The following is a 24,916-nucleotide window of genomic DNA, read 5'->3' as shown; positions in this document are numbered from 1 at the left end:
TCCATTACATCATAACAACATCAAACTGCTCTTGTATGTACAGAGGCTCAGCCTGGATTTTAACTTGCTTACCAATAAAGACTTCAAGCTCCGCAAGCGCATGAGATTCATCGCCCTCTAACGCCTCAGCTACGGCAGCTGCCGCATAGACCACAAATTTATCGGCGTCGTACGCACGATTCACTCGCGTGATCTCTCGAAGAATTTCATAACAAACGGTTTCAACTGTCTTCACACTGCCGCGGCCTTCACAAGCAGGACAGCTCGAACATAGGATATGCTCAATACTTTCACGAGTACGTTTACGAGTCATCTCAACCAACCCAAGCTGCGTGAAGCCATTAATATTGGTTTTCACACGGTCTTTGTCGAGCGCAGCCTCTAAAGAAGTTAGTACTCGCTTACGATGTTCCTCAGACAACATATCAATAAAGTCGATAATGATGATGCCACCTAAGTTACGTAGACGCAGCTGACGAGCAATCGCTTGAGTCGCTTCTACATTGGTGTTGAAAATCGTCTCTTCTAGATTACGACGACCAACAAACGCGCCAGTGTTGATATCAACCGTGGTCATCGCTTCAGTTTGGTCGATAATCAGATATCCACCAGACTTTAATTCGACTTTACGCTCCAATGAACGCTGAATTTCGTTCTCGGTATCGTACATATCAAAGATAGGCTTATCACCTTCATACAGCTCAAGCTTGTCTGTCAGCTCAGGCACGTATTCAGAGGTAAACTCTTTTAGGTTTTCATATTCTAGACGAGAATCGACCTGAATCTTGCTCAGCTCAGTACCGACGAAGTCACGTAAGATACGTTGGCTTAAGCAAAGCTCACCGTACAAGCGAGTACGCGCCTTGTGCTTACCACGACGCTCTAATACTTTTAGCCATAATCGCTTCAAGAATGCGGCATCTTGTGCCAACTCATTTGAATCTGCACCTTCTGCGGCAGTGCGGATGATGAAGCCACCATGTTCGTCACAGTAACGAGACACGACTTTTTTAAGACGGTTACGTTCAGACTCGCTGTCGATACGTTGAGATACACCAACATGACTTGCGCCCGGCATAAATACCAGATAACGAGACGGTAGAGTGATATCAGTGGTTAAGCGAGCACCTTTAGTACCAAGAGGGTCTTTGACCACTTGCACCACAATGTCTTGCCCTTGACGGACAAGCTCTGAAATATCACGAACCTGAAATTGTTTCTTTTCGTTTTCAGCGACACATTCAGTGTGTGGGACAATATCAGAGGCGTGTAAAAAAGCTGCTTTCTCAAGGCCTATATCCACAAAAGCCGCCTGCATTCCCGGAAGAACACGGCTTACACGTCCTTTATAGATATTTCCTACGATACCGCGTCGAGCATCTCGTTCGACATGGATCTCTTGAAGAGCCCCCCCTTCAATCATGGCCACACGAGTTTCACTCGGGGTCACGTTCAGCAACAATTCAGCACTCATGGTGCACCTCAGGTTAGTAATTATAAGAATTCTTGCAGTAGCTGGTCCGTTTCAAATAAAGGTAAGCCGACAACGGCGTAATAACTACCTTCGATTCGGGTGACAAAGCGTCCGCCCAAACCTTGGATCCCATAGCTACCGGCTTTATCGCATGGCTCCCCTGTTTGCCAGTATTGTTCTATTTCTTTTTCACTGAGGGGTTTAAACCATACGTCGGTAATAATGATTTCTGTTCTTTGTTTTTCTTCTGAAACCACAGAAACCGCCGTCATCACTTGGTGACGTTCATTCGCTAACTGAGTAAGCATGCGCTTAGAGTCAGCAAAATCGGTGGGTTTCTCAAGCACTTGCCCTTGGCTTACGACGACTGTGTCAGAACCAAGAACGACTATATCAGAGCCATGATCTACAGTATCAGAACTAGGAACGACATGCTGCCTTTCAGAAGGGTTATCTTTCAATAAAGACAACGCAGCTAAAGCTTTATCTAAAGATAGTCGCTTAACATATTCTTCGGCGGTTTCTTGAGCGTGTTTACACTCTTCAACATCGGTTACGAGGACAGAAAACTCATAACCGAGTTGAGATAGCAATTCTTTGCGGCGTGGAGAGCCGGATGCCAAAACTAAATGTTTCTTTTCCATCGTCACGCTACCTCACATGCCAATGGCGACGCACGCGTCTCATTAATAAAAACATCCAAGGCCAAAGTATACAGTTTATCAATGCGCTCCATAACGATAACGGATTGAAAACAACATCTTGGATCAAATATTCACCAAAGAAGATCAACACCTCAAACAAGACCGTTAACGCGGCAATGATCATCGCTTGCTGCCATAACGCCATGTTACGAATGACGAGGAAGTTCATCGCAATAATGTACATCACTATTGCCATCATCATGCCTCGAATACCCAGAGTAGAGCCGATCAAAAGGTCCCACAATAAGCCTAAAATCAAAGCACTACCCACGTTAACACGATGCGGTAGAGCCAAAACCCAGTAACACGTAACCAGCAGTAACCAAGATGGTCTAAATAAATCTAAGCTACCAGGCCAAGGGATCGTCTGCAGAATCAGTGCTATTAAAAATGAGCAGAAAATTACTACCTTGCTTCTCAAAACGCTATTGGCCATCTTCGCCCTCTAACAATGCTTGTTCTATGCTCGATTGATCCGCTTGCATCTGTTTGTTTTCATCAGGCCATACAAGCAGCAGGTATCTGAGCTTATCGAACTCAACCACAGGCTCTGCTTTAATCACAGCGAACTCACGTTTCGGGTCGTAATCAACGGCCGTAACATAGGCGACTGGATAACCTTCTGGATATACCCCACCAAGACCTGATGTCACCAACAGATCTTCTTCTTGTATATCGGTACTGGTTGGAATGTGCTCTAGCTGGATCTCATCAATCATGCCATTGCCCGAAGCAATCACACGGATGTCATTACGAATAACCTGAACAGGAATCGCATTGTTTGCATCAGTGAGTAGTAATACACGACTATTATGAGCAGCAACGAAAGTGACTTGGCCGACAATGCCTTTTTCGTTGATCACCGGCTGACCTTCATACACCCCATCAATCTGACCTTTGTCGATCACGACTTGATGGCGATATGGTGAAGTGTCTACCGCCATAACTTCTGTGACGACTTTCTTCTCATCACGGATAAACGGCGAGCCTAACAGCTTACGAAGGCGCTTGTTTTCTTCTTGATATTGCTCAAGCAGAATCAGCTCGCTCTTCAGACGCAAGACTTCTCGTTTAATATTATGGTTAGATTCAATTAACCCTTTGCGAGTGCTAAAACGGTCGTAAACACCATCGAACATAGTGCGAGGCAAGTTGGCTGCATATTGAATAGGCGCAACCATGCTGTTTAATAGATAGCGAACATTTGAGAAAGCATCTAAACGACTATCAGCCAGCATAAGGCTGGCTGATAAAATTACAGCAAAAAACAGGCGCAATTGTAGAGAGGGACCTCTACCAAAAATTGGCTTCATTCTATATTTGGTCCTAGAGCTACATTTGATCCTATAGACAAGGTCCTAGGCTCTTTACATAAAACTAGATAAGAAAAGAGCCTAACACTAGATATTATTCTTCGCTGAACAGATCGCCGCCGTGCATGTCGATCATCTCTAGAGCTTTACCGCCACCTAGAGCAACACACGTTAATGGCTCTTCTGCAACAACAACAGGGATACCTGTTTCTTCTGTTAACAGGCGATCAAGGTCTTTAAGCAGTGCACCACCACCTGTTAGTACCATACCGTTTTCTGAGATATCAGAAGCCAGCTCTGGTGGACACTGTTCAAGTGCAACCATGACTGCAGATACGATGCCAGATAGAGGTTCTTGAAGTGCTTCAAGGATTTCGTTTGAGTTTAGGCTAAAGCTACGAGGCACACCTTCAGCAAGGTTACGACCACGTACTTCGATCTCTTCGACTTCATCGCCAGGGTAAGCTGAACCGATTTCGTGTTTGATCTTCTCTGCTGTCGCTTCACCGATCAAGCTGCCGTAGTTACGACGAACGTAATTGATGATCGCTTCATCAAAACGGTCACCACCAATGCGAACAGAAGACGAGTAAACCACACCGTTCAGTGAGATAACCGCAACTTCAGTAGTACCACCACCGATATCAACAACCATTGAACCTGTTGGCTCAGAGACACGTAGGCCAGCACCAATCGCAGCAGCCATAGGCTCATCGATTAGGTAAACCTCACGAGCACCAGCACCTAACGCTGATTCACGGATAGCACGACGCTCAACCTGTGTTGAACCACAAGGTACACAAACCAAAACACGAGGACTTGGTTTAAGCACACTGTTGTCATGCACTTGTTTGATGAAGTGCTGAAGCATTTTTTCCGTTACGTAAAAGTCGGCAATTACACCGTCTTTCATTGGACGGATCGCTGAGATGTTACCAGGCGTACGACCAAGCATTTGCTTAGCAGCGTGGCCAACAGCAGCGACACTCTTTGCAGAACCCGCACGATCTTGGCGAATAGCTACAACTGAAGGCTCATCAAGAACAATGCCTTGGCCTTTTACATAAATAAGGGTATTGGCTGTACCTAAATCAATCGATAGGTCGTTTGAAAACATGCCACGAAGTTTTTTAAACATATTCTTCGCTCATCCTGCAAGAATTAGAAGACAAAAATTGCACTAAATGTACCAATGCCTTGCTGTTACGGCAAGGCATTGAAGTGCAAACATGGACTGAAACCCGCAATTTCTTACAGATTCCTAACTTAAGGGGCAAAAATTATATTATTACTGACCTGTTAAGCCACTTTCACCTCGGTAGATCACACGATCGTTACCGCGGTAGATACCAAATGTGACGACGGTGGATGGATCTTCATCACCCAGTTGGCGCCAGTTGTAACGTAGCCATGGTTGATCTTGATCACTGCCACTACATGAGATGTTATTTCCGCCATCGCTATCAGGCTCAGAGTCATCCATTCTTAACCACAGACGAACTTGCTCACGTGGCGCGTCTGTTCCTGCTGGCGTATTTTGATTTGCTGTGACCTCTTCTTCTCCATCATCCACATTTCCACTACCGTTAAGTGAAACTAAAGTGGTTGCCGCCCCTTCACTGTGCCAAATAACTTGTTTACAAGTATTAGCCCCATTGAAGGTACTGCGGTCATCATCCTCGTTAACAATAAACTCGCTGCCATCCCAGAACTCAGCGCGCAATGGAATAGTTAGAGTAGTATCAGAATTACCACCAATATCATCGAGCGCCATTCGACCATAACGAGCTGGAGGCTGGACCGGAAACTCGACAGAATCAGTCAAAATATCAGAGTCAGTAAATGAAACAGGATCAACTCCTGCAACAGTCAAGCCAAAGTGGGTAATAGTGGAGTTAGCATCTGAAGTATTAAACGGTGCATCTCTGCGGCTAACGTCATACAAATCCGTAACTCGCTGAAGAACAGCGGCACTATCGTTCAACAACCAATGCTTACGATCAGTAGACCAAGTGCCTGCCTCAGTATCCAGCAAGAACCCATTATCGACAGCTGTATCATCCAGAATACCAAAACTGGCTTGTAGGCTCGGGGCAAAGAATTGATAGTTGTTAAGCGCGTTACCAACACTGCTTTCACCTGATGCCATTGGGTATACCTGATGAACGGTTGAGTCATAAGGTTGACTTAGGTACGCAATATTATTTTGATTTGTAACATTCCACTCAGGGTCACCTTGCATGAAGTATTTGGGGTAAAAACGGCCGATAGTTTTAGACCCAGTGACACCTGAATCACCATTTGGAGGGGCAATGGTGCTATAAAAGTTACCCGTTTCAATTGCAACCAATTCAAAACTTCCTACCTCTGAGTAGGTTAACCCATCAAGTTGGTACCCACCATTTGACTGATCACTAATTGAAATACTCGGAGATATCGTGTCGGGCATCAAATAGCCAAGTACACCCTCACTTGGTGTGTCTAAATAATGGGAAACACTGATCGAAGCTTGAGACACAAAATAATTCGAAGGAACACCTACATTATTTGAACATACGGAATTTACATTAGCTCCGGTAATCATGGGTTTCACGTCCACATCAAAGCTCTCCCCCGCTGCAACAAAGCCACTACTACTGGATTCTGTACTCGTTCCACTTGAATCGCTATCAGTACATACAGCAAACTCATAAGGTTTAGATTTGACAACAAAGCTACCAACCAACCCCGAACTTGCGGAATCAGGCTGTTCATAAATAGGACACCCTTCAATTTCAGAACAATCAAAGCTAGGATCATTGATAACTACATTAACTTGCCCAACATTGCTCCAATTTACTTCAGTTGTAGCACCACCATTATCAAAATTTAGATCTGTAACTGAGAAGTCATCAAGTGATCCATCTTCAGGGGTAGGCATTTCAAGAAAGTAATCTTTAGAAGCATCAAATGATAAGTTTTTAGTATAGCCATTTACTGGGCTAACAACGCCTTGATCACAAGCTTGAGCCGTCACCTCTACCACTAACTCTTGAGAGTCTTGAGCTGCATTCATATGTATTTGGCTTGGGCTTGTATCAAACTTATAGGGCACATAAAAAACTTGTGTCGATGTTGCGGGCTCTGAATCGTAGACTCCCCCAACACTGAAACTACCAACCGTATCAGAGTCTAAATACAAGGTTCGAATGCCACCATCAAACGTATAATCCGGAGTTTCACACGCATTGTTAGCTTCACCCGTACACCATCGCGTTCCCGTTGGGGTTACCGTCGCTTCAAACTGCTCATTAGAGTCGACCAATTCGCCATTCTCTTCTAGGCGAAACTCAACCGGAATTCGCTCACAGGTTAGGCTATATAATTGTTGAGGTTCTACAACCAATAATCCTTGCTGTACTGGGGGTTCACAAGAATAATCAGGTTTGATTATCGTTACACCATTATCAAGCACGGCGACTCTCGCTGTCACGGCACCATGAATAGCTGTCTGATTTAAATCTACAGTATCTGCGAGAATAAATCCTTTGAAAGTAGAGTTCCCAACGTCAAATATGACCTCACCTTTAGGAGCGTATATAATGGGATAAGCGAAGTCAGATTGTATATCAACTGCCAAGTTAAACTTCATACGTGTTATCACATTTATTTGAGAGTTGCCCTCAAAGGCATATACCAAATCTCCTGCATCATGCTCATAATTATCAAAGGTCACCGTGGAATTATCAGGAAAAACCAGTTCTACACCCGCCCCTCCACTAACTTTAACATCTGAGATATAACTGTCTTCATCTAAGACGACTCGAACTAGATTATAATCATTCCCCTGCTTGTTGATAACGAGCTTAGACAAGTTACTCTCAATGAAAACATCTATTGTTTCACCGTTAATTTGGTAAGAACATATCTCTGAGTCCGCTCCGCAGCTCTGCAAAATATCCGAAGCCTTGCCCGTAATGGTTAAACTTTCTGATGGATTTTTTTCTGCAATAGAGGTTACGTAACTGCCTTTAATCTTTCTTAATTCAAGTTGGCTATCATTATTACCAACATCACATTGATGTTCATCACACACTGGAAAATTATAAATATGATAAAACTCACTCGCATCATCAAAACCCAATAATAAAAAGTCATCTTTTGTTGTCCATTTATCATTAAAGAGCTCATAGCCTTCAGAGACCTTTTTTAAAGATTGATTAATATAGTTATTAGACCAGCCGCTAAATTTTGTTTGCTGGCTGGTAACCGTCAATGAGCTATTCACACCAGTCCAACTCTGAATGGGCTCGGGAAACAAGTTACACACGTTGGCAACAGGAACCACCTCAGGTAACTCAAACGCAAAGTAACCCACTTCTTCCGGAATATGCGTGCGGTCTCTAAAGTCCTCATCTACAACAAAGCTAACTTGGTTCGTGTTAATGTTACATCGACGTAGCCAGCCTCCGTGTCCACCAGCCCTCTCTTGTTTATTAGCTATGATCCCGTCAATATTCGTTAGAGAGGTGGTAGCATACTTATCCTCACAGCCATCCAACATTGGGTCATTACCGCTTTGACTTGGCGTATCATGCCCTCTTGCAAATTGAACCTTAAAACCATCAACATCAAGGTTAGTATTGGTGGCTAACGTCGCTAAAAACGCGATCTTCTCATCGTCATAATCATCGTTACTGCGGTGAGAAGCACTTAGCTCCAAAAACAAATCAATGTATGACGTTTCATCGGTTCGCCTAACCTTGCCAGAGGTCATCCATTTATCATTGTTATTTCGAGTTTGAATTTGATGCAATACCACCGGATTAGAAGAAAAGCCAGCTCCGCCAAAATCGCTATAAAGGACTCTATCATTACTATTTGAGCCTGATTTAGCACTGGCTGCATCGGTGTTCAAATAACCCGCTATGACTTCATGGCCATTAAAATCGGCCACACCGGGCTCAATCGCAAGGTAACTGACTTCTGTTATCGGTTGGCTATCTAAATCTGAACCACCGCCATTCTTTGGCGCCTTAATCTGCTTGATGGTCGCTTCGGTTTTGCTTACCTCGGTAACCATTAACGTTGCAGGAGCATCCGCGTCAGGGGCACTTGAATCAATGGTTGGCATCACAAACACCAGTGGAGTGTTGGTATAAGACTGAGTCAGTGGGATCTTACATTCTCCACCAGAGCACTGAACGATACCAAATTCATACTGAGCATCGTTTGAATAAACCGGCGGTGGCTCGATATCCGAGCTGTCACATTCTAGTTCAGTACTGTCCCCACTATTAATATCGACGCTTTGCGGGTGAATACCTTTAAAGTCTGCGGGGTAATTGCCTAAAAAAGTAAAACCCTGCCCATCGTCAACGTAGTAGTCTGCGGTTCCGGCATCATTTCCCGCTCCCGGCTGATAAATCAGTTGAACACTATAGTCTCCCCCACCAACCATGTAACGAGGATCGCGAATAAAGGGCGTATCTCCCACCGTAGGCTCATTAATATCATTGGTCCAGATGGTGTATTCCGGGCGGTTATTTCCGGGCTCTTGCTCTGCAAACACAGATTCAACAAGCTGGGCGGAATTGATATTAAATGATATTTTAAATTCACCGCTCGGATCTACGTTACAAGTCGACGCTGTCGCGATCAAAGGGAATAGGCAGAAACAGGCAACTAAAATATATCTACATGCTTTCATCGTATTGACTCCTTCACCCACACTTCTTGATTACGTTGCACTTGGCTCACACCAGAACCGCAAATTACCGAAGACTCTAGAACATAGAAAACAAAGCCATCAAGCTCTCCTCGATTGGAACACTGCACTCGCTCAAGAGAGCAATTCACCGAAGCCGTATCAACCATAGAGCTTGCTACCGTAAAAATCCCACCTCCGGGTTGGAGATCATTGCTGCTACAAACACTAGCAACAGCAGAAGAAGCCTGAGGATCAGGATCCGGATAAAACTGAGTCATAACATACTCATTAACAGAGTGACTGAGCAACCAAGCTTGTGTGCCAAGTACAACTCGAGTGTTTGAATCATTATCAGACCAACTCGTTCGACTCAAACTTGTCGCTAAGAAACCAAGCACCACGATAACAAAGATGACAATGACTAACGCACTACCTTTTTGGGTTGATTTACGGGACATTAATCACCTGTATATCTAGCTCAAACACTGTGGACTCATTATTTTCTGCAAACTCGAGAATCAACTCAACAACACCGTTACTCTGAACATCCGCAGGTTGATAACTCAGAGTGCTATTCTCACTCATAACTCGATCGCTTATTGTGACACCATTACGAGTTAGTAAATTACTATTCGCAAGGCAATACTCCACAAGGTTATTTGAGTCAAAAATGTAGTGCCTTTTACCTACAGATTCACTGACAAGAGTGTTAGCTCCGTTTGGAATTGAAAAGTATGCAGCGGATGCACTTGGAGGAACTACATTATTGAGGGTGTATATATTATTTAGGTTGCTGATATCAGTATGTGGTCTAGTCGGGTTTATAACCAGTGACATAGATTGTAATGAACTGCTTGTCGCTCCGCTGTCACTCACTAGAAAATTAATATCCGCACCGGAGATCGCGTAGAAGCCCGAGTCAACAATGGGATAAAATGAGACACATCCGCTACTTACAGAAGCAGGAAACAGATTAGGTACAGCATGCCTCACTTCACGCGAAAGCTTTTCCAGTACAAATCTAGCTTCAGTTTGTAGTCGAAAGCGCTCTACAGAGCCAAAATAGCCTCTCACTCCAAGTTCAGTAAAATTCGCGACACCAAGCAAGACAATACTTGAGATGACAATAGCTAAAATCATCTCTATAAGCGTAAACCCTTTCCCTTTCATTAATACTCCCCTTTATAAGCGACTAAAGTGATAGGAGAGTTATTGCTGGCGGTAATTGTTAAGGTAAATTTCTGCATCGAAGCAGTTGGCGTATCGTTGGCAACAACCAAATCCACATTAAAATTAGTATAAGTGCTGCCAAGTTCAATTGGAGTACCAGAGCTCACCGAGCCGTAATCTCGAGCTAAAAGATCTGTCATAATACTTTGACCTAATGCTGAAGCTCGGTTGGAATAATTCACTTGCCCTGAAAGTGCGGATTGTGGTGCAAGAAAAGTAGAAAATGCGAGCATTGCAAACCCAAGTAGCACAATAACAATGATCGACTCGATAAGCGTAAAGCCATTATTTACGTACTTCATGGGCATACCTGATTACTTGGATAAACAAAACCTTGAGAATTGATACAAACCCAAGCCCTGTCTGAACTATTTCTTGGTGAAATGGTAATTTGAACGCCAGCTGAAGCGGCACTCTCAGGGTTACCCAATAAGTTGAATTCTATTGGGGAAGAGGTCGTAGAGAGAGGTTGAGATGAAAACGTGTAATCATCACTAGAAATAACATCACTTCTAGTTTCGGCTAGATTGTCACAGCCCGATTGAGAGCCAAGACAACCATTAGCTGCCACCAAACGTAAGCTTTCAGCCCCAGACACAGACATATCCATATTGGATTGCATTCTATTGAGCTGAATCTGTCGAACAACAGAAGAAACCTGCTCTTGAAGAGCATATAATTCATAAATTTGGCGACCACCAAATCGGCTGGCAGCTGTCACAGAGATAATCGCAAGTAAAAGAATCACCACAATTAATTCTACTAGAGTGAAACCTTTGTTTGGCTTTGTATTCATATAAGCCTTAATTGGTTAATTTGACTATCTAGATTATAAATTACTGTATGGAAGGATAAAGTAGCAGTTTAAACATATTAAATACAAAAAAAGACCAGCCGAAGCTGGTCTAGAACAAAAATCTAGTTACCACCACAGCCATCAGCTGCAGTGCCTAAATTTACAGTAGTAGTTGCAGCACTTGCCGCTGTTGTACCAGTAGCTTGCGTATAAGTAACGATACATGCCGCTGCGTTAGCAGCAGTGCCTGAGAATGAGTATGTAATACTGGTATTTGCAACACTAGCAGTTACAGACCAATCTGTAGACAAGCCAACAACTGCTGCACCAATACCATCAGCATCCGCTGTTGGGTAACCAAAAGAAGTTGTAATGCCCTCTACTTCTGGAGCTGGCGTTGCAGTGTACTCTTGAGACTCAACGCCCTCTACAGCAGCTTTGCCATAAACGATACCTGCAGCACTATCAATTGCACCTTTTAGACCTTGAAGTGAAGACTCACGAGCATCATCTTGCAGGTTTAGGAAACGCGGTGCCGCAGTTACAGCAAGAATACCTAGAATAACAATTACAACCACTAGTTCGATTAGGGTGAAACCGCCTTGTCTTTTCATAGTTAAGCTCTCTCTATGTTTAATTTTACGCAGACTTACTGCAAAGTTACGGTCACACGACCAGTTTTAATTTCGTAAACAAATTCATGTTCTGTACTACCTTCTAATTGAACGTAAGTACAGGTTGCATCACCTGAATTCGCTTGCGCTGAATATTTGTAATTTGAGTCATTAGCGATATCTGAAACCGCACCAACTTTAGGTGGGTTTTGCAGCAAGTTTTCCATCAACTCAGAACATGTTTCATCTGAAATATCTTGTGGAGCAGTGCTCGAATTATTGTTCAGAGTCCACGGATAGCCATCACGAAAGTCGGTCTCGACGTTGTTACTGTTTTTTGATCTTGTTAACCAAAAATCAACACCATCATAGTTTACAGTATTGTATGTTTCAACACCTATCTTCTCTGATGGCCTAGCCTCTGCTTCCCACTGTGCTCTTGCTGATAATACTGCGGTTGCAAAACCACCAGCCACGCCTTCAATACTGGATTTTTTAGCCTCATCTGTCACATCTAAGAAGCGGGGTAAAGCCGCCACTGCCAATAAACCAACGACAACAATTACGATGACTAATTCGACAAGGGAGAAACCCTTTTGATTTTTAAGCATTTTCTACCTACTCATCTAATTACTAACGCGCATTATACATTTGCACACGTATAAAACCATAAAAACAGTGTCAATATTCTCACAAAGCCAAAATATTGGCTTTTACACTAAACCTTTCGCTTTCAAGCAATACATCTATCTGATATTTATCAGAATAATGATAACTACAGTGAAAGTGTATGTTGTCACTTTTATCTTCAACTCTTGGAGAGCTTAGCCCTAAAATGCTCCCTTGAGGATATAATTGATCCAGCCAATAATTACAGTCTCGCTCCGTACCTTGGATAGGCATTACCCACCCAGTTCTGCTGTAGATCTTTGGGGGTTCCGAGCCTTCTTCTTGCCCAGCACCCGATAACAAATACTGCTGTTTGAACAAATTGGCTTGCTCTAAAATCCGCTTGCTCGCGACGATAAATGCCGTGTTAGTCGCTTCTTCTTCTACCGTTTTGAATGCCGAAAGCACACCGACAATAAGAAAAAGAATAACCACTGTCCAAATAACAAAACGTGAGCGTTGTAGGTTATTTAGCATTCCCTAGCCTTTGATCGCATCCAACATTCCCCACATCGGCAAGAAGATACCTAGCGCCAAAATCAGCACCATGCCTGCAACGATGGTTAACAAAATGGGTTCAATTCTGGCGGTTAAGGTTTTCAGATCGTAATCGACTTCGCGGTCATAAAAATCAGCCACTTCAAGTAATAGCTCATCAATACGACCCGTCTCTTCACCGACGGAGATCATTTGTATCACGAGCGGTGTGAAAATTTCGCTGTTAATCGCGGTCGACGAAACCGTACTACCGGCTTCAATGGCCGATTTCATGGCTTGAACTCGCAACTCTAGAAAACGGTTATCTAAAGCTTCCGCCGAAAGCGCTAGCGACTGGTTCAGTGGAACACCCGCTTTAAGCATCAAAGCAAAAGTACGCGAGAAGCGTGACAACAGTGCTCGATTCACTACCCCGCCAATGACCGGCATTTTTAAGCGTAATCGATCCCACTTTTCCAAGCCTTTGTCTGTCTTCACCCAAGCTTTAAAAGCGAAGATAAGACCAAAGATCACTCCAAGCATTAAGCCCCAGTAATTCACAAAGAACTCAGACATACCAATCAAGATACGAGTAGGCAGCGGCAAGTCGACACCAAAGCGCGCAAACATGCTTGAGAACTGTGGAATAACCTTGATGTTAAGAATGAACATTGCAATCAAGATAAAACTGATCACGAATGTTGGGTAACGCATCGCAGTCTTAATTCGTTTGCGAGTCTCAACTTCTTGTTCGTAATATCCAGCTAATTGCAGTAAAGCCTGATCTAGACGGCCTGTGTTTTCACCAACGCCAATCATCGAGACAAACAACGGACTGAATACCTTTGGGTGCATCTGCATTGACGCCGCTAAGCCGCGACCATTGGTTAGCTCAGCAACCACCTCTTCCAAGGCGGCTTTCAGCTGCTTATTTTCGCAGTTTTGAGTGAGGCCTTTCATCGATCTTAATAGTGGTACACCCGCTTTGGTTAGGCTGTATAACTGTCGACAAAACAGAACCAACACCTCTAACGGTACACTCGGAAAGAACAGACTCGATACATCCATATCTAAGACTGAACCACCACTTTTGCCCAGTTTGATAGAGGTTGGAATGATCCCTTTACTCATCAAGCTTTCAGCAGCAAGATCTTCGTTATTCGCGTCTAATTGCCCACTTACTTGACTACCATCAGAGCTGCGACCTACATAACGATACGTTGGCATATCATTCTACCCCTACAGATAAATTGGGTCAGTGGCACCGGACGCATCACCTTCGCCAAGATGCATTATCTCATCAAGACTCACGACACCTTGCAGAGCCAATTCCATCGCAGAAGCCAATAACGGTTTATAGTTTTCAGACTGTCTGGCCTTTTGAGCAAAACCTACCGCATCATTAGCTCTCAGCGCATCCATCATGTTTTGCTCTAGCTCCAACATTTCAAATACACCAATTCGCCCGCGGTAACCGGTTAAGTTACAGTTCTGGCAACCACGGCCTTTCATAAACGGCACACCTACTTGGTTAGGGAAACGGACGCTCAGCCATTGCTTGCGAGGTTCATCTAACTCATCCTCAACCTTACAATCTGTACACACTTTACGAACTAATCGCTGTGCGACTACTGCTCGAACAGCGCTCGCGACCAAGTAACCCGGAGCACCCATATCCATCATACGCAACGCGCTGTCTACCGCATCATTGGTATGTAACGTACTTAATACTAAGTGGCCGGTCAGTGCAGCTCTCAAGCCTATCTCAACGGTTTCGTGGTCACGCATCTCACCGATAAGAATAATATCGGGATCCTGACGTAAAAAGGTTCTCAAGATAGTAGAGAAATCGAGATTGATCTTAGGGTTTACCTGAACTTGATTCACACGAGGTAGGCGGTATTCCACCGGGTCTTCCGCAGTAATGATCTTTTTACCCGGTTCGTTTAATTCACTTAACGCGCCGTATAAGGTTGTTGTTTTACCTGAGCCGGTTGGTCCGGTAACCAAAATCATGCCATGTGGACGGCGCAATTGTTGACGCAGACGAACCAACAGATCACTCGGTATGCCCGACTCTTCTAGTTTACGTAGGCCTGCTGACTGGTTAAGAAGACGCATAACCACTGATTCACCGTGCTGTACTGGCATGGTCGACATACGAATATCAACCGACTGACCTTTAGCTCGGATATTAAAGCGACCATCTTGAGGAAGACGTTTCTCTGAGATATCGAGGTTTGCCATCAGCTTCAAGCGCAGTACAAGTGCCGAAGCAATATTCACCTCATTCAGCAATGTTTCATGCAGCACACCATCAATACGCTGACGAAGACGCAATACGTTTGAATCTGGCTCGATATGAATATCCGAAGCGCCAACCTGAATAGCATCTTCAAATAGCGAGTTGATCAGCTTAACGACGGTAACTTCATCACTGTCTTCTTCAGCGATATCGAAATCAAAGGCATCATTAACTTGGTGTTCAGCGTGAAGTTGCTCAGCAAACGAGGCAATCTCTTTGGTTCTTCGATAATAGCGATCGAAGCCATCAACCAATTGCCTCTCTTGAGCAACAACGAATTCCAGCGCGTAATCGCCGAGCTGACCAAGCAAAGACTCTTGGGCAAACAGATCGGCTGGGTCACTCATTGCAACACGCAAAGTGTCACCTTGGCGTCCAATAACCAATGCACGAAGGCGACGAGCATGTACTTCGGGCAAAAGCTGTACCGCTTCAACATCGACAACAGCTCGGCTTAAATCAATAAGAGGAATCGCTAACTGCTGCGACAAAAAGCTCAGCATTTGCTGTTCTGACAAGAAGCCAAGCTCAATTAGCGCATCACCCAGCTTACGCCCAGTACTTTTCTGAGCGGCCAGTGCTTGTTCAACTTGAGCCTCAGTGATAATGCCTTCTTCGACAAGCAAATCACCAAGTCTTTTTCTTAATCTAATTTGCATCGCCGCTCTCCTCTAAAGCATTGAGTATTTTTAACCGGTCACGCACAAAGCTTTGTGATTGAGATGAGATACCGACTCTAGTCAACGCACCTTGATATGATTGTTTTGCTGCAGCGAAGTCTAACTGGCGTTCTTGCTGAATCGCTAAGCCCAACCACCAGCGAGCGTTATCTGAATCGACTTCAACCAACTTTTGATAACTCTCGAGTGCGATTTCTTCTTGCTGTGATTTTTGGCTCAACGCCGCACGCATTGCTAGATACTCTTGAGTTGGATGCGGAGGCATGTGTACTAAAGGGCTCAGCGCCGCTTCTGATTGATTCGCTTTAACCAGCAGTTTAGATAACCCTAATCGCAATTTTTCACTGTTGATGTTGAGCTTAATTCCAGACTGATAAAGCTCATAGGCTTTGCGAGTATCGCCTTTACCAAAATAGAGAATCGCAAGTTTCTGACGGACATCTTCATTTCGTGGCGTGTAGCGTAGAGCTTCAGTGTAGCCCTTCAACGCACCAGTAAGATCGTTCGCATCAAGCGCTTTCTGAGCTCGACCTTGTGCATTCACAGATAGCTGTTCCGGAGTTAACTCAACCTGTTCGATCAACATTCCGCTATTTTCTGAATCACCAGAGGCTACAGGCTCATTAGAGATAGACGCAGGGGCTTTTTTTGCCACACTAGCAACGTAAATCGGTTGGGGAATTTCAGTCTTAGTCGTTTCAGGCACGCTTAGAGCTTTAGCCGGTGTTTGTTGTTTTGTCGCTTTTGGGGCAGACATAACAACTGATTCGGAAACACTAGGCTTAGATTGAGCGCTTTTTGCCATCGCAGTGTTTTCTGTTGAAAGGATCGCAGAGTCTAGTGTCACCAATTTCTTAGTTGGCGATGAGATAGGTTGAGCAACTTCCTGAATGCCATTTGAATCATCAACGACAGAGACTTGAACCTGTAAATCTCGAGTTGAGATTGACTGCTCAACAATAGACTGATCAATCACAGGGCCTTGCGATATCGCCCAACCGCCCATCGCTAAGCTCAAAGTAAAACCTGCAACAACCCAAACTAGGGGGGAACGCGTTTTTACTTTAGGTACGACTGCCGCTTCAATCGAAGTCGCTGACTTTTTCTTTGCCAATTCAGACAAGGCGTTGTTAATGACGCTCATAATTAATTCCAACCCCACAGTATTGGCGTTTTAAATTTAGGCTTACACACATCGTACGTTTCATGCATAGCTGAAAAAAGATGTTGGTTGTCGATACTTTTCTTATCTTCACTGAACGAAAGCAATAGAGCCTTATGGCAAAGTTGGTTTATCAATCTAGGGATACCTAACGACGAACGACAGATCGCCTTTTTTTGATTCAAGCTGAATAACTCAGGACTGCCACCAGATTTAGCGATTCGATTATCAATATAAGCCACCGTTTCATCGAGATTCAGCGGTCTCAGTGTCGAACTAAATGTGATTCTTTGGCGAAACTGCCTTAGGTGATAAGCCTCTAATCGAGCATCCAATTCTGGCTGACCTAATAGAACAATCTGCAGCAGTTTTTTATCTTCCGTTTCAAGGTTACCAAACAACCTTAATGTTTCGAGCGCTTCATCCGATAGAGCCTGAGCTTCATCAAGAATAGCCACCACTCTTAAACCAGAATTGTGCAATTCAATGAGCTTATGCTGAATGTTATCAACCAAGGTTGCTTCATTATCGACAGCTAAACCAAGCTCTGTTGCAACCGCCTGGCGCAAGTCTGCCCCTGATAACACAGGGTTTGGTAAGTAGATCAGAGCTGTACAGTCATGTAGGTGATTGACCAACATCCGGCAAACCATGGTTTTTCCAGTGCCTACCTCTCCGGTCACCTTAATCACGCCCTCGCCCATTTCCAACGCCGAGATTACCGTCTGAATCGCTTCGAAATGAGGCGCTAAACCATAGAAGAAATCGGTATTCGGCGTTAAGGTAAATGGCAGTTGTTCAAAACCAAAGTGAGCTTGATACATACGACGACCTAGCTTAGTGAGACACTGCCACTCTATATTGAGAAAGTAAGCAATTACTCTTCATCAGGGAACCACTGCTGAAGAAGATCACGTGAACGCTCCAACTCATTTTGCCAAGTATTCACACCCACGATCGTTGGCTTAAGCAAGATCACGAGCTCAGTTTTTTGCGTTAACTGATTGGTATTACGGAACAAATGACCTAAGGCTGGAATATCACCGAGGAATGGAACTTTAGAGGTCACATCACTGGTGTTGGATTTCATCAAACCACCAATAACAACCACATCGCCATCTCGAGCTCGAATCACTGAGTCAGATTCACGAATAGAGCTTTTCGCCAAAGGAAGTTGCACCAAGCCCGTTGTTGAACCTAGGTTGAGCTCTTTTACTTCTTCCTCTACTTCAATAACGGCTGGGTGAACATGTAAGAACACGCTACCTTTGTCATCTATCTGAGGGGTCACGTCTAAAGAAATACCAGAGAAGAACGGAGTTAGTTCAACCTCAGGCGCCACATTCGCGTTGTCACCACTGCCTACCGCGCTAGATAAATCCGTCACGTAGTATTCGTCAGTACCCACTTTGATAACCGCTTTCTGGTTGTTTGCAGCTGTGACTCGTGGGCTTGATAGAACGTTCAGGTCACCTTGAGTATCCATAAAGCTCAATACCGCTTCAAAACTGCCATCTGAGATCGTTACGTTGGTTTGCCCGCCTAACAAAGAGCTGATCGCATCTAATGGAGGCAAAGTTCCACCAGGTCGATCAATTACCACACCGCCGCTGCCAATCGACTTAGATAAATTAGACCAGCTAATACCTTGTTGGTAACCATCACTCAAGGTTACTTCCATGATTTTGGCTTCTAGGATAACTTGACGCTGCAGGCGTTTTTGAGAAATACCTAAGAACTCTCGAACCTCACGAATTTCGTCAGGGTAAGCACGCACTGTAATCACACTCGCTTGCGGGGTCACGACAACGCTTTGCCCATCGCCCGAGCCAATTAAGTGAGCAACCGCCGCTTCAAGCTGTGGCCAAAAATCACTTTCAGAGGTCGTTTCAATCTCTGTACCACCATTCGATGTCGAGTTTGATGAATTAGAAGAGTTAGATGAATTTGACGAGTTCGAGTTTGAAGAGCTCGATGAATTCGAATCTGAGTTAGAGATCGTGCCGGTGGTGATCGTCGTTAGTGAGCGACCAGAACGCTTAACTTGTAAGTAATCGACAGGGATCGTTACGGTGCGAAGACCGGCAGGATAAACTTGAATCACTTTGCCACGCTTTTCAATATCGTAGCCATACATATCTTGAGCAACAGCCAGTACCTCATCTAACGTCACGTCCGTTAGATTAAGCGTAAGGTTTCCAGACACACTTGGGTGAATAGCCGCACTATATTCCGTACCTTTCACTAAGCTGGCAAAAAAAGTTCTCGCTTCAACGCCTTTTGCCTGAATACGAAAACGCTTAACCGTTTCCATCCCCGGAGACATCGAGTCAGAATTAAGCTGAGGCATAAGGTCATCTTGAACCGACGAAGGCAGCTCATGAAGCGCTCTGCTATTGGCTTCATTAATTGATTCGTTTAAAGACTCTTTAATCTCAACAGGATCTCTATGCCCCATCGAACAGCCGACTAAAGATGACACTAGGATTGCTACTACAAGTTTACGCATGTCTTCACTCTAACCTTAATTATTCTTAACATCTAAAGAGAACATCTCTAATTTCCACTGCTTAGAGCTTCTCTGCAGAGTGACGTATTCTGGATCTATGTTCTTAACTCGGTACCCTCTGATCGTTTCCCCTTGTCCGAGAATCTGACCATTCATAATCGCATAGCAAGGCGTATCTCCCTTACACACGATGCTTTCTAAAGAAGGCAAGCGATAACGAGTTGGTGCTTTCTTAGCAGGCGCCGTTTTCTGTTGAGGTGAAAGCCAGCCTAATGGCGCCGTGGGATCTTGCTCAGCCCACACAAAAGAGCTACTAAATAGCAAGGACAACAAAAGAGTTCTAACCACCGATAAACTCCTGTCTAGTACCTAATGTGTAAACCTCGAACACCAGTCGAGCTTTAGGATATTCTTCTACTGAGTATTCAAATGTGCGCCAGTAGTAACTCACAGGTAGAGACTCAAGTGCTTGAAGGTAAGCTGAGATATCAAAGTAACTGCCGGTTAGCTCCATTCTTACAGGGTGAAGAAAGTAGCCTGAATATTCGCTGGTCTCTTTATTGTTCGAAATCGCTTCTGGTTTTAATGACTCTAGCGATTCAAGCTTTAGTCCATTACCGGCGTTAAGAACGCTCTCCAGTAACTGCGACATTTGAGAAGGTGTGATTAATCCATCAACAATCTGAGAAAGCTGAAGAGAGAGATCTTGGCTCTCCACCAGCAGCTTTTTGTACTCTCGATTAATTTCTTTGTCTGGGTCTTTGTTTAACTGAGCTTGCAGAACAAGTAACTCACCTTGCTGCCTTTGATTCGATTGAGTCAGGCTGCTCGCCTTGGCATTTTTAGCTTGTAGATCGAGATACGCAGGCTCAACCAATAAGGTGAACAACAACATCGATAGGCCAACAAAACCACACACAAAAAGTAGCCATTTCTCTCTTTGACTTAATGCAAGAAACTTATCGCTCAGCTGGTTCCACTGCTGCATTATTTACTCTCCCGACGAGTACTTAGCTCAAACGTCACCACATCCTGATCATTACGGCCAATTTTTAGTTTTTCAAAAGTGCGTCCGACTAAATTAAGCTCACTTTTAAACTGACCAATCCAGTTCGGAACGACATTTGCGTTACGAGCCAAGCCACTAAGATCTAAAGTATCGTGGGTCATGTAGATGTGCGAAAGAGAAATGTCATTTCGGCCTAATTTAGCTAAGGAATTCATGACGCCAGAATACCCGACTTGTTGGGATTCGTCGTATTGTCCAACAGCCTTCAAAGCCTCTTTTTTAGCCTCAGTCTCACGTTTGAGACGCGCAACCGCCGCGACTTTCTCTGGAGACGGTTTATGCTGAGTTAACTTACTATTCAATTGGTTAACTTGCTTGTTAAGTTGATTCGAGTCTTGTTGCAGGGCTGTTAGCTCTTTATCTAGATTAGAAACTTGATACTGCATTGCGAAGTAACCACCAAGCATCAAAACACAAATTACTCCCCAGCTCGCAACAACATTGGTCAGCGTAAAATATTCTTTTTTAGGCTTAAGGTGTTCAGGGTAAAGATTGACCTTAAACGTCTCTTTTTCAGCTGCAAGTTTAAGCAACAAACTCTCTGAATTATCACGCTCACCTTCAACCAACAGTGAAACTGTCGAGCTCAATGTACTGTTTAAGGCACTTTGTAACTCTGCTTCATCTTCTTCGTCACAACAGATTTTAAGCTGGTGAAGCTGGGTGCCTTTAATTTGAGAAGAAAGGTAATCAATCGAGCGTTGAAGCTCTAAAGCGAGGCCATCTAACTGCAGAGCACTTGACGCAACACCCGTTAAAGGTGGCACAACACTGCGGATGGTTCTTTGAAAACAAACGGTATTTTCGACAAACGCACCCAATTTAAAGTGTGAATTGACGCTACGTTGTAAAAGAATGAAATTAGACAGTTCGCCTGCACTGTAACCCCAGATTTCATCTTCAGGAGCAACACCTATTAATTCAACCTGAGCCGAATTAGTGATATTCAAAAGCTTGTCCAACAGCTTTTTAGGCAGGACATATACTTGCAGCTTGTTCGACGTTGGTAACGCGACCGCACTCGCAGTAATTTCCGTGACTCTTTCTGAAACAAGATCTTTGAGTAAAAAAGGCAGTGCTACCGACCATTCACTCTCTGGAATGTCCGGTTTATCAATTTGGTAGGTTTGGTAGTAGTTAGCACAGACAATCAGTTGGACGCTATTACTGGTAAACGCCTCACTGCTAAGCGATTTTTTTAGCGCACTCTCCCAGTCCCCATTAACCACGGGAATGCTGGCTACTTGAGGATCTTGTTCTGTCGATGAAATATAAATGGCGTCATTGCCCAGCAAGACAACTTGCGAGCTACCTTTATTATTCGTTGGCTTTATTTTGTCTAAAATCGCTTTAAAATTCATTCTTAACTACTACTCTTACGCCATCGATTTCTTCGTCCAACTTTGACAACAGATTCCGCTTTCGCGGCTTTTTCTGCTTGATTAGGCAAAGGGATAATTTGTTGTTCTTCGTCGAAATATCTCCCTTGATAGCCGTTAATGCCTAACTCTATCAAGGTATTCTTTTCTTGTTTTGTCTCGACTCCAACGGCAATAACTTGAGTTGGAGAATCACCACACGCCCCAATTAAGCTTCGAACAAACAGTTGGTTCTCATGCCTTTGATCGATTTTCTTTATTAGGCTTCGATGAAGCTTAATATAACTAACCTTCAAATCCTTTATATAGTGAGTGCTAACAATGGTTCGCCCAGCTTGGCCAACCACAACTTTACACCCTAAACCTCGCAACATCTTTGCCACCGGTCTCATATAATCAAGATGAGCAATCAAGTGTCCTTCCGGAAATTCAAACGCAAGCTGAGAGCGGTGTTGAGCAGAGAGCTGTAACAACTCACTCCTAAACCACTTAAAGTGCTGTTTATTAGCAAACGGGGTAACATTCAGATTCACTGAATAATTGATAGATTGAGTTGATTCTTTAAGCGAACGCAACAAAACCTTCAAAACAGATTGATCCATTTGAGCTTGATAACCCACTTGCTCTACCGCAGGCATAAATCGAGACGATTTCAATAAACCTTTGTCAGGATCCTGAATTCTAGTAAATATTTCTCTATGCAATTCATTAACTTGACCAGGTTCCGGCATAAGATAACACCGCTGAGCAAAGATTACTAAATTTTCAGGAAGCAGCGCTTTATCAAGTAATGTTCTCCAACGAACACTGCCTCTATCAAGCTCATTCTTATTCTCTTTCGGGTAACGGCTCCAGTTATTAATACGCTCTAACTGAGCACTCTTTAGTGCCGTTTCCGTTTCATCCATGATCTGGCTATGACGCTCACCTTCGGTATACATGGTCACACCAATATGACACCAGTTATCCGACTCTAAAGGCTCTGGCGGAGTTAGCTTATCTAACTGCCTTAAACACTGAGCAGCCAAGGTCGCAATATCTTTTGCGCCCTGATGAGGGATAAATACAGCAAAGTCCGCTTCGTAATAGCGAGAAAAAATGACATCGGGATAGCGTTGAACGATATTCGACAGTACTTCACCGACTTCAATAATAAAGCCGTCTGTGGTTTGCTTATCGTTAGCATCACTAACTTGCTCCCATTCGTCGATACGTATCAGTAACACACCGCCTCGAGCACCACTTTCATGCAGTGCCGATTCCAGCTTATTATCGAATAAAACTCGGTTTGCCGTTCCCGTGAGTTTATCTAGGAAAGTATGGGTACGAATAAAGGTATCAAAGCGACTTCGTTCTTGACGAGCATCTTGTAGCTCTTCAATCAATACATCTAAGGCTTCGCTTGCGGTATAAGGCCACTCTCGCTCATCTCCCTTTGCATGAGCTTCAACCTGACCGGCCAAGATCATTCTTCCTCGCTCTTCCAAGATTTCAGAACCCATGAGTTGTTCTTTCAACCAACGAACACCGCGAGCAAGACAGAACAGAACCAATGCGACAGCCAAAGTAATTGACCACATCGCTTCCATTGAGTAGTTGTAGCCAATATAAGGAGGAAGTGCTTTAAATTCGATTCGGTAGCCTTCATTACGCTCTAAAATGAAGCTTTTCTCATAAAGACGATTGGGATCAATTTGTGGGGAGGTATCTTTGAAACGATAAACGATGCCGGTCTTGTTCGAGAGTTTCATCTCAACAATATTGCTCGCCTGCAACATCTTAGGCATCCAACGCTGCATTGAATACGCGGCGTCAGGGTCTTCCATCTCTTTATCTACAACGTCGACAATGCCAACCAAATAATGGTCTAAATATTCCTGTCCAATACGCTTAAAGGAAAGTGTGCCACCAATAAAAAGAATGAACATCGCGCTGATCACTATCACGGTGACAAATGCGACCAATCGAGTGCTCAATTTTAGTGTCGGGGTATATCTCATGAATAACGAAATCCTTTTCAACTCACATTATACCGTATTGCTACTTATACTATAAATTGACGTTGTAAATAAAGCGTTAAGAATTGTAGGTAACAAAAAGCCGCGATGAACGCGGCTTTTTCCAATTTAATACTGTCTTTATAATATATTAAAAACAGGGATCTAAAATGGGATGTCATCATCAAAATCCATTGGCGGCTCATTATATTGAGGTTGAGCCTGCTGAGGAGCTTGTTGAGGTGCTTTTGGCTGCTGTTGAGCGGGAGCACTGTATTGTTGTTGCTGTTGTTGTGGCTGCTGTGGCTGACCCCAACCACCTTGCTGTTGGTTGTTACCCATGCCACCTTGAGCAGGAGCACCACCTTGAGCACGGCCGCCAAGCATTTGCATTACACCATTGAAGCCTTGAACAACCACTTCAGTTGTGTAGCGATCTTGACCGCTTTGATCTTGCCATTTACGAGTTTGAAGTTGACCTTCAATGTAAACTTGAGAACCTTTACGTAGGTACTCACCAGCAACTTCCGCAAGCTTGCCAAACAGAGCAACACGGTGCCATTCTGTTTTTTCACGCTGCTCGCCAGTTGCTTTATCACGCCATGACTCTGACGTTGCAATGGTAATGTTCGCTACTGCGCCGCCATTTGGCATGTAACGAATTTCAGGGTCATTACCTAGGTTACCCACTAATATAACTTTGTTAACTCCACGGCTAGCCATGATTTGCTCCGTCTAAATTCATAGTCTCAGAAAATTTTAGCGCACAAGAATAGCATGCTTTTCTGCAGTGATAAATCGCATTCCTATTCTCTCCTCACTACAAAGAATAAAAACGTAACAAATCAT

Annotated in this window: 23 protein-coding genes; all 23 read right to left on the bottom strand. The window is 43.9% G+C overall.

Annotated elements, in window-relative coordinates:
* Window positions 1–4: 4 nt before the first annotated feature.
* The 23 genes from rng to AB4274_RS04070 all read right to left on the bottom strand — a co-directional run bounded on the left by rng (window position 5) and on the right by AB4274_RS04070 (window position 24,790).
* The gene (rng, locus tag AB4274_RS04180; protein ID WP_372111100.1) at window positions 5–1,474 is read right to left on the bottom strand and encodes a ribonuclease G; all 1,470 of its coding nucleotides are present in this window, start codon (window positions 1,472–1,474) and stop codon (window positions 5–7) included.
* Between the two features lie 20 nt (window positions 1,475–1,494).
* Window positions 1,495–2,118, bottom strand: coding sequence for a nucleoside triphosphate pyrophosphatase (locus tag AB4274_RS04175; RefSeq protein WP_017066953.1), 624 nt, complete (start codon window positions 2,116–2,118; stop codon window positions 1,495–1,497).
* Between the two features lie 7 nt (window positions 2,119–2,125).
* Window positions 2,126–2,614: a rod shape-determining protein MreD gene (gene mreD / locus AB4274_RS04170; RefSeq protein ID WP_017061361.1), complete on the bottom strand. Its 489-nt coding sequence runs from the start codon at window positions 2,612–2,614 to the stop codon at window positions 2,126–2,128.
* Window positions 2,604–3,491 carry a rod shape-determining protein MreC gene (gene mreC, locus AB4274_RS04165; protein WP_004735927.1) on the bottom strand — a complete coding sequence of 296 codons (888 nt, stop codon included), beginning with the start codon at window positions 3,489–3,491 and terminating at the stop codon, window positions 2,604–2,606. Before mreC ends, mreD begins: the two co-directional genes overlap by 11 nt.
* A gap of 94 nt (window positions 3,492–3,585) precedes the next feature.
* Complete coding sequence (locus tag AB4274_RS04160; protein ID WP_017062957.1) at window positions 3,586–4,629, bottom strand: rod shape-determining protein; 1,044 nt, start codon at window positions 4,627–4,629, stop codon at window positions 3,586–3,588.
* Between the two features lie 150 nt (window positions 4,630–4,779).
* Entirely contained in the window at window positions 4,780–9,180 is a 4,401-nt protein-coding gene (locus AB4274_RS04155) for a DUF6701 domain-containing protein (RefSeq protein ID WP_372111097.1), read from the bottom strand.
* On the bottom strand, window positions 9,177–9,638 hold the full coding sequence (locus AB4274_RS04150; protein ID WP_017068732.1) for a hypothetical protein: 462 nt from the start codon (window positions 9,636–9,638) through the stop codon (window positions 9,177–9,179). The genes AB4274_RS04155 and AB4274_RS04150 overlap by 4 nt, the downstream gene beginning before the upstream one ends.
* The gene (locus tag AB4274_RS04145; protein ID WP_102321215.1) at window positions 9,628–10,350 is read right to left on the bottom strand and encodes a PilW family protein; all 723 of its coding nucleotides are present in this window, start codon (window positions 10,348–10,350) and stop codon (window positions 9,628–9,630) included. The genes AB4274_RS04150 and AB4274_RS04145 overlap by 11 nt, the downstream gene beginning before the upstream one ends.
* Window positions 10,350–10,712 carry a prepilin-type N-terminal cleavage/methylation domain-containing protein gene (locus AB4274_RS04140; protein ID WP_102321216.1) on the bottom strand — a complete coding sequence of 121 codons (363 nt, stop codon included), beginning with the start codon at window positions 10,710–10,712 and terminating at the stop codon, window positions 10,350–10,352. Before AB4274_RS04140 ends, AB4274_RS04145 begins: the two co-directional genes overlap by 1 nt.
* Window positions 10,709–11,206 (bottom strand): Tfp pilus assembly protein FimT/FimU, encoded by a 498-nt coding sequence (locus AB4274_RS04135; RefSeq protein ID WP_102321217.1) that lies wholly within the window; start codon window positions 11,204–11,206, stop codon window positions 10,709–10,711. The genes AB4274_RS04140 and AB4274_RS04135 overlap by 4 nt, the downstream gene beginning before the upstream one ends.
* Before the next feature lie 122 nt (window positions 11,207–11,328).
* Window positions 11,329–11,820: a type II secretion system protein gene (locus tag AB4274_RS04130; protein WP_102321218.1), complete on the bottom strand. Its 492-nt coding sequence runs from the start codon at window positions 11,818–11,820 to the stop codon at window positions 11,329–11,331.
* Between the two features lie 35 nt (window positions 11,821–11,855).
* A complete protein-coding gene (locus tag AB4274_RS04125) occupies window positions 11,856–12,431 on the bottom strand; it encodes a prepilin-type N-terminal cleavage/methylation domain-containing protein (RefSeq protein ID WP_017061353.1) in 576 nt (191 codons plus the stop codon).
* A gap of 79 nt (window positions 12,432–12,510) precedes the next feature.
* Window positions 12,511–12,966 (bottom strand): MSHA biogenesis protein MshF, encoded by a 456-nt coding sequence (locus tag AB4274_RS04120; protein ID WP_102321219.1) that lies wholly within the window; start codon window positions 12,964–12,966, stop codon window positions 12,511–12,513.
* Between the two features lie 3 nt (window positions 12,967–12,969).
* Window positions 12,970–14,193, bottom strand: coding sequence for a type II secretion system F family protein (locus AB4274_RS04115; RefSeq protein WP_017061351.1), 1,224 nt, complete (start codon window positions 14,191–14,193; stop codon window positions 12,970–12,972).
* Window positions 14,194–14,205: 12 nt separating this feature from the next.
* Window positions 14,206–15,930, bottom strand: coding sequence for a GspE/PulE family protein (locus AB4274_RS04110; RefSeq protein WP_017061350.1), 1,725 nt, complete (start codon window positions 15,928–15,930; stop codon window positions 14,206–14,208).
* Window positions 15,920–17,095, bottom strand: a complete 1,176-nt coding sequence (locus AB4274_RS04105) for a tetratricopeptide repeat protein (protein WP_371724379.1) — start codon at window positions 17,093–17,095, stop codon at window positions 15,920–15,922. Before AB4274_RS04105 ends, AB4274_RS04110 begins: the two co-directional genes overlap by 11 nt.
* 2 nt (window positions 17,096–17,097) lie before the next feature.
* On the bottom strand, window positions 17,098–17,937 hold the full coding sequence (locus AB4274_RS04100) for an ExeA family protein (RefSeq protein ID WP_017061348.1): 840 nt from the start codon (window positions 17,935–17,937) through the stop codon (window positions 17,098–17,100).
* A gap of 53 nt (window positions 17,938–17,990) precedes the next feature.
* Window positions 17,991–19,622, bottom strand: coding sequence for a pilus (MSHA type) biogenesis protein MshL (gene mshL / locus AB4274_RS04095; RefSeq protein WP_372111092.1), 1,632 nt, complete (start codon window positions 19,620–19,622; stop codon window positions 17,991–17,993).
* 15 nt (window positions 19,623–19,637) lie between these two features.
* On the bottom strand, window positions 19,638–19,970 hold the full coding sequence (locus tag AB4274_RS04090; RefSeq protein ID WP_017061346.1) for a hypothetical protein: 333 nt from the start codon (window positions 19,968–19,970) through the stop codon (window positions 19,638–19,640).
* The gene (pilO, locus tag AB4274_RS04085; RefSeq protein ID WP_017061345.1) at window positions 19,963–20,610 is read right to left on the bottom strand and encodes a type 4a pilus biogenesis protein PilO; all 648 of its coding nucleotides are present in this window, start codon (window positions 20,608–20,610) and stop codon (window positions 19,963–19,965) included. The genes AB4274_RS04090 and pilO overlap by 8 nt, the downstream gene beginning before the upstream one ends.
* Window positions 20,610–22,052, bottom strand: coding sequence for an MSHA biogenesis protein MshI (locus AB4274_RS04080; RefSeq protein WP_017061344.1), 1,443 nt, complete (start codon window positions 22,050–22,052; stop codon window positions 20,610–20,612). The genes pilO and AB4274_RS04080 overlap by 1 nt, the downstream gene beginning before the upstream one ends.
* 2 nt (window positions 22,053–22,054) lie before the next feature.
* On the bottom strand, window positions 22,055–24,070 hold the full coding sequence (gene csrD / locus AB4274_RS04075) for an RNase E specificity factor CsrD (RefSeq protein ID WP_017061343.1): 2,016 nt from the start codon (window positions 24,068–24,070) through the stop codon (window positions 22,055–22,057).
* A gap of 162 nt (window positions 24,071–24,232) precedes the next feature.
* Window positions 24,233–24,790, bottom strand: a complete 558-nt coding sequence (locus tag AB4274_RS04070; protein WP_017061342.1) for a single-stranded DNA-binding protein — start codon at window positions 24,788–24,790, stop codon at window positions 24,233–24,235.
* Window positions 24,791–24,916: the final 126 nt, after the last annotated feature.

Origin of the sequence: Vibrio sp. 10N.261.55.A10 (genome assembly GCF_041470825.1) — a bacterium.
Taxonomy (GTDB): domain Bacteria; phylum Pseudomonadota; class Gammaproteobacteria; order Enterobacterales; family Vibrionaceae; genus Vibrio; species Vibrio crassostreae_C.
This window is presented reverse-complemented; position numbering and strand designations above follow the sequence as displayed.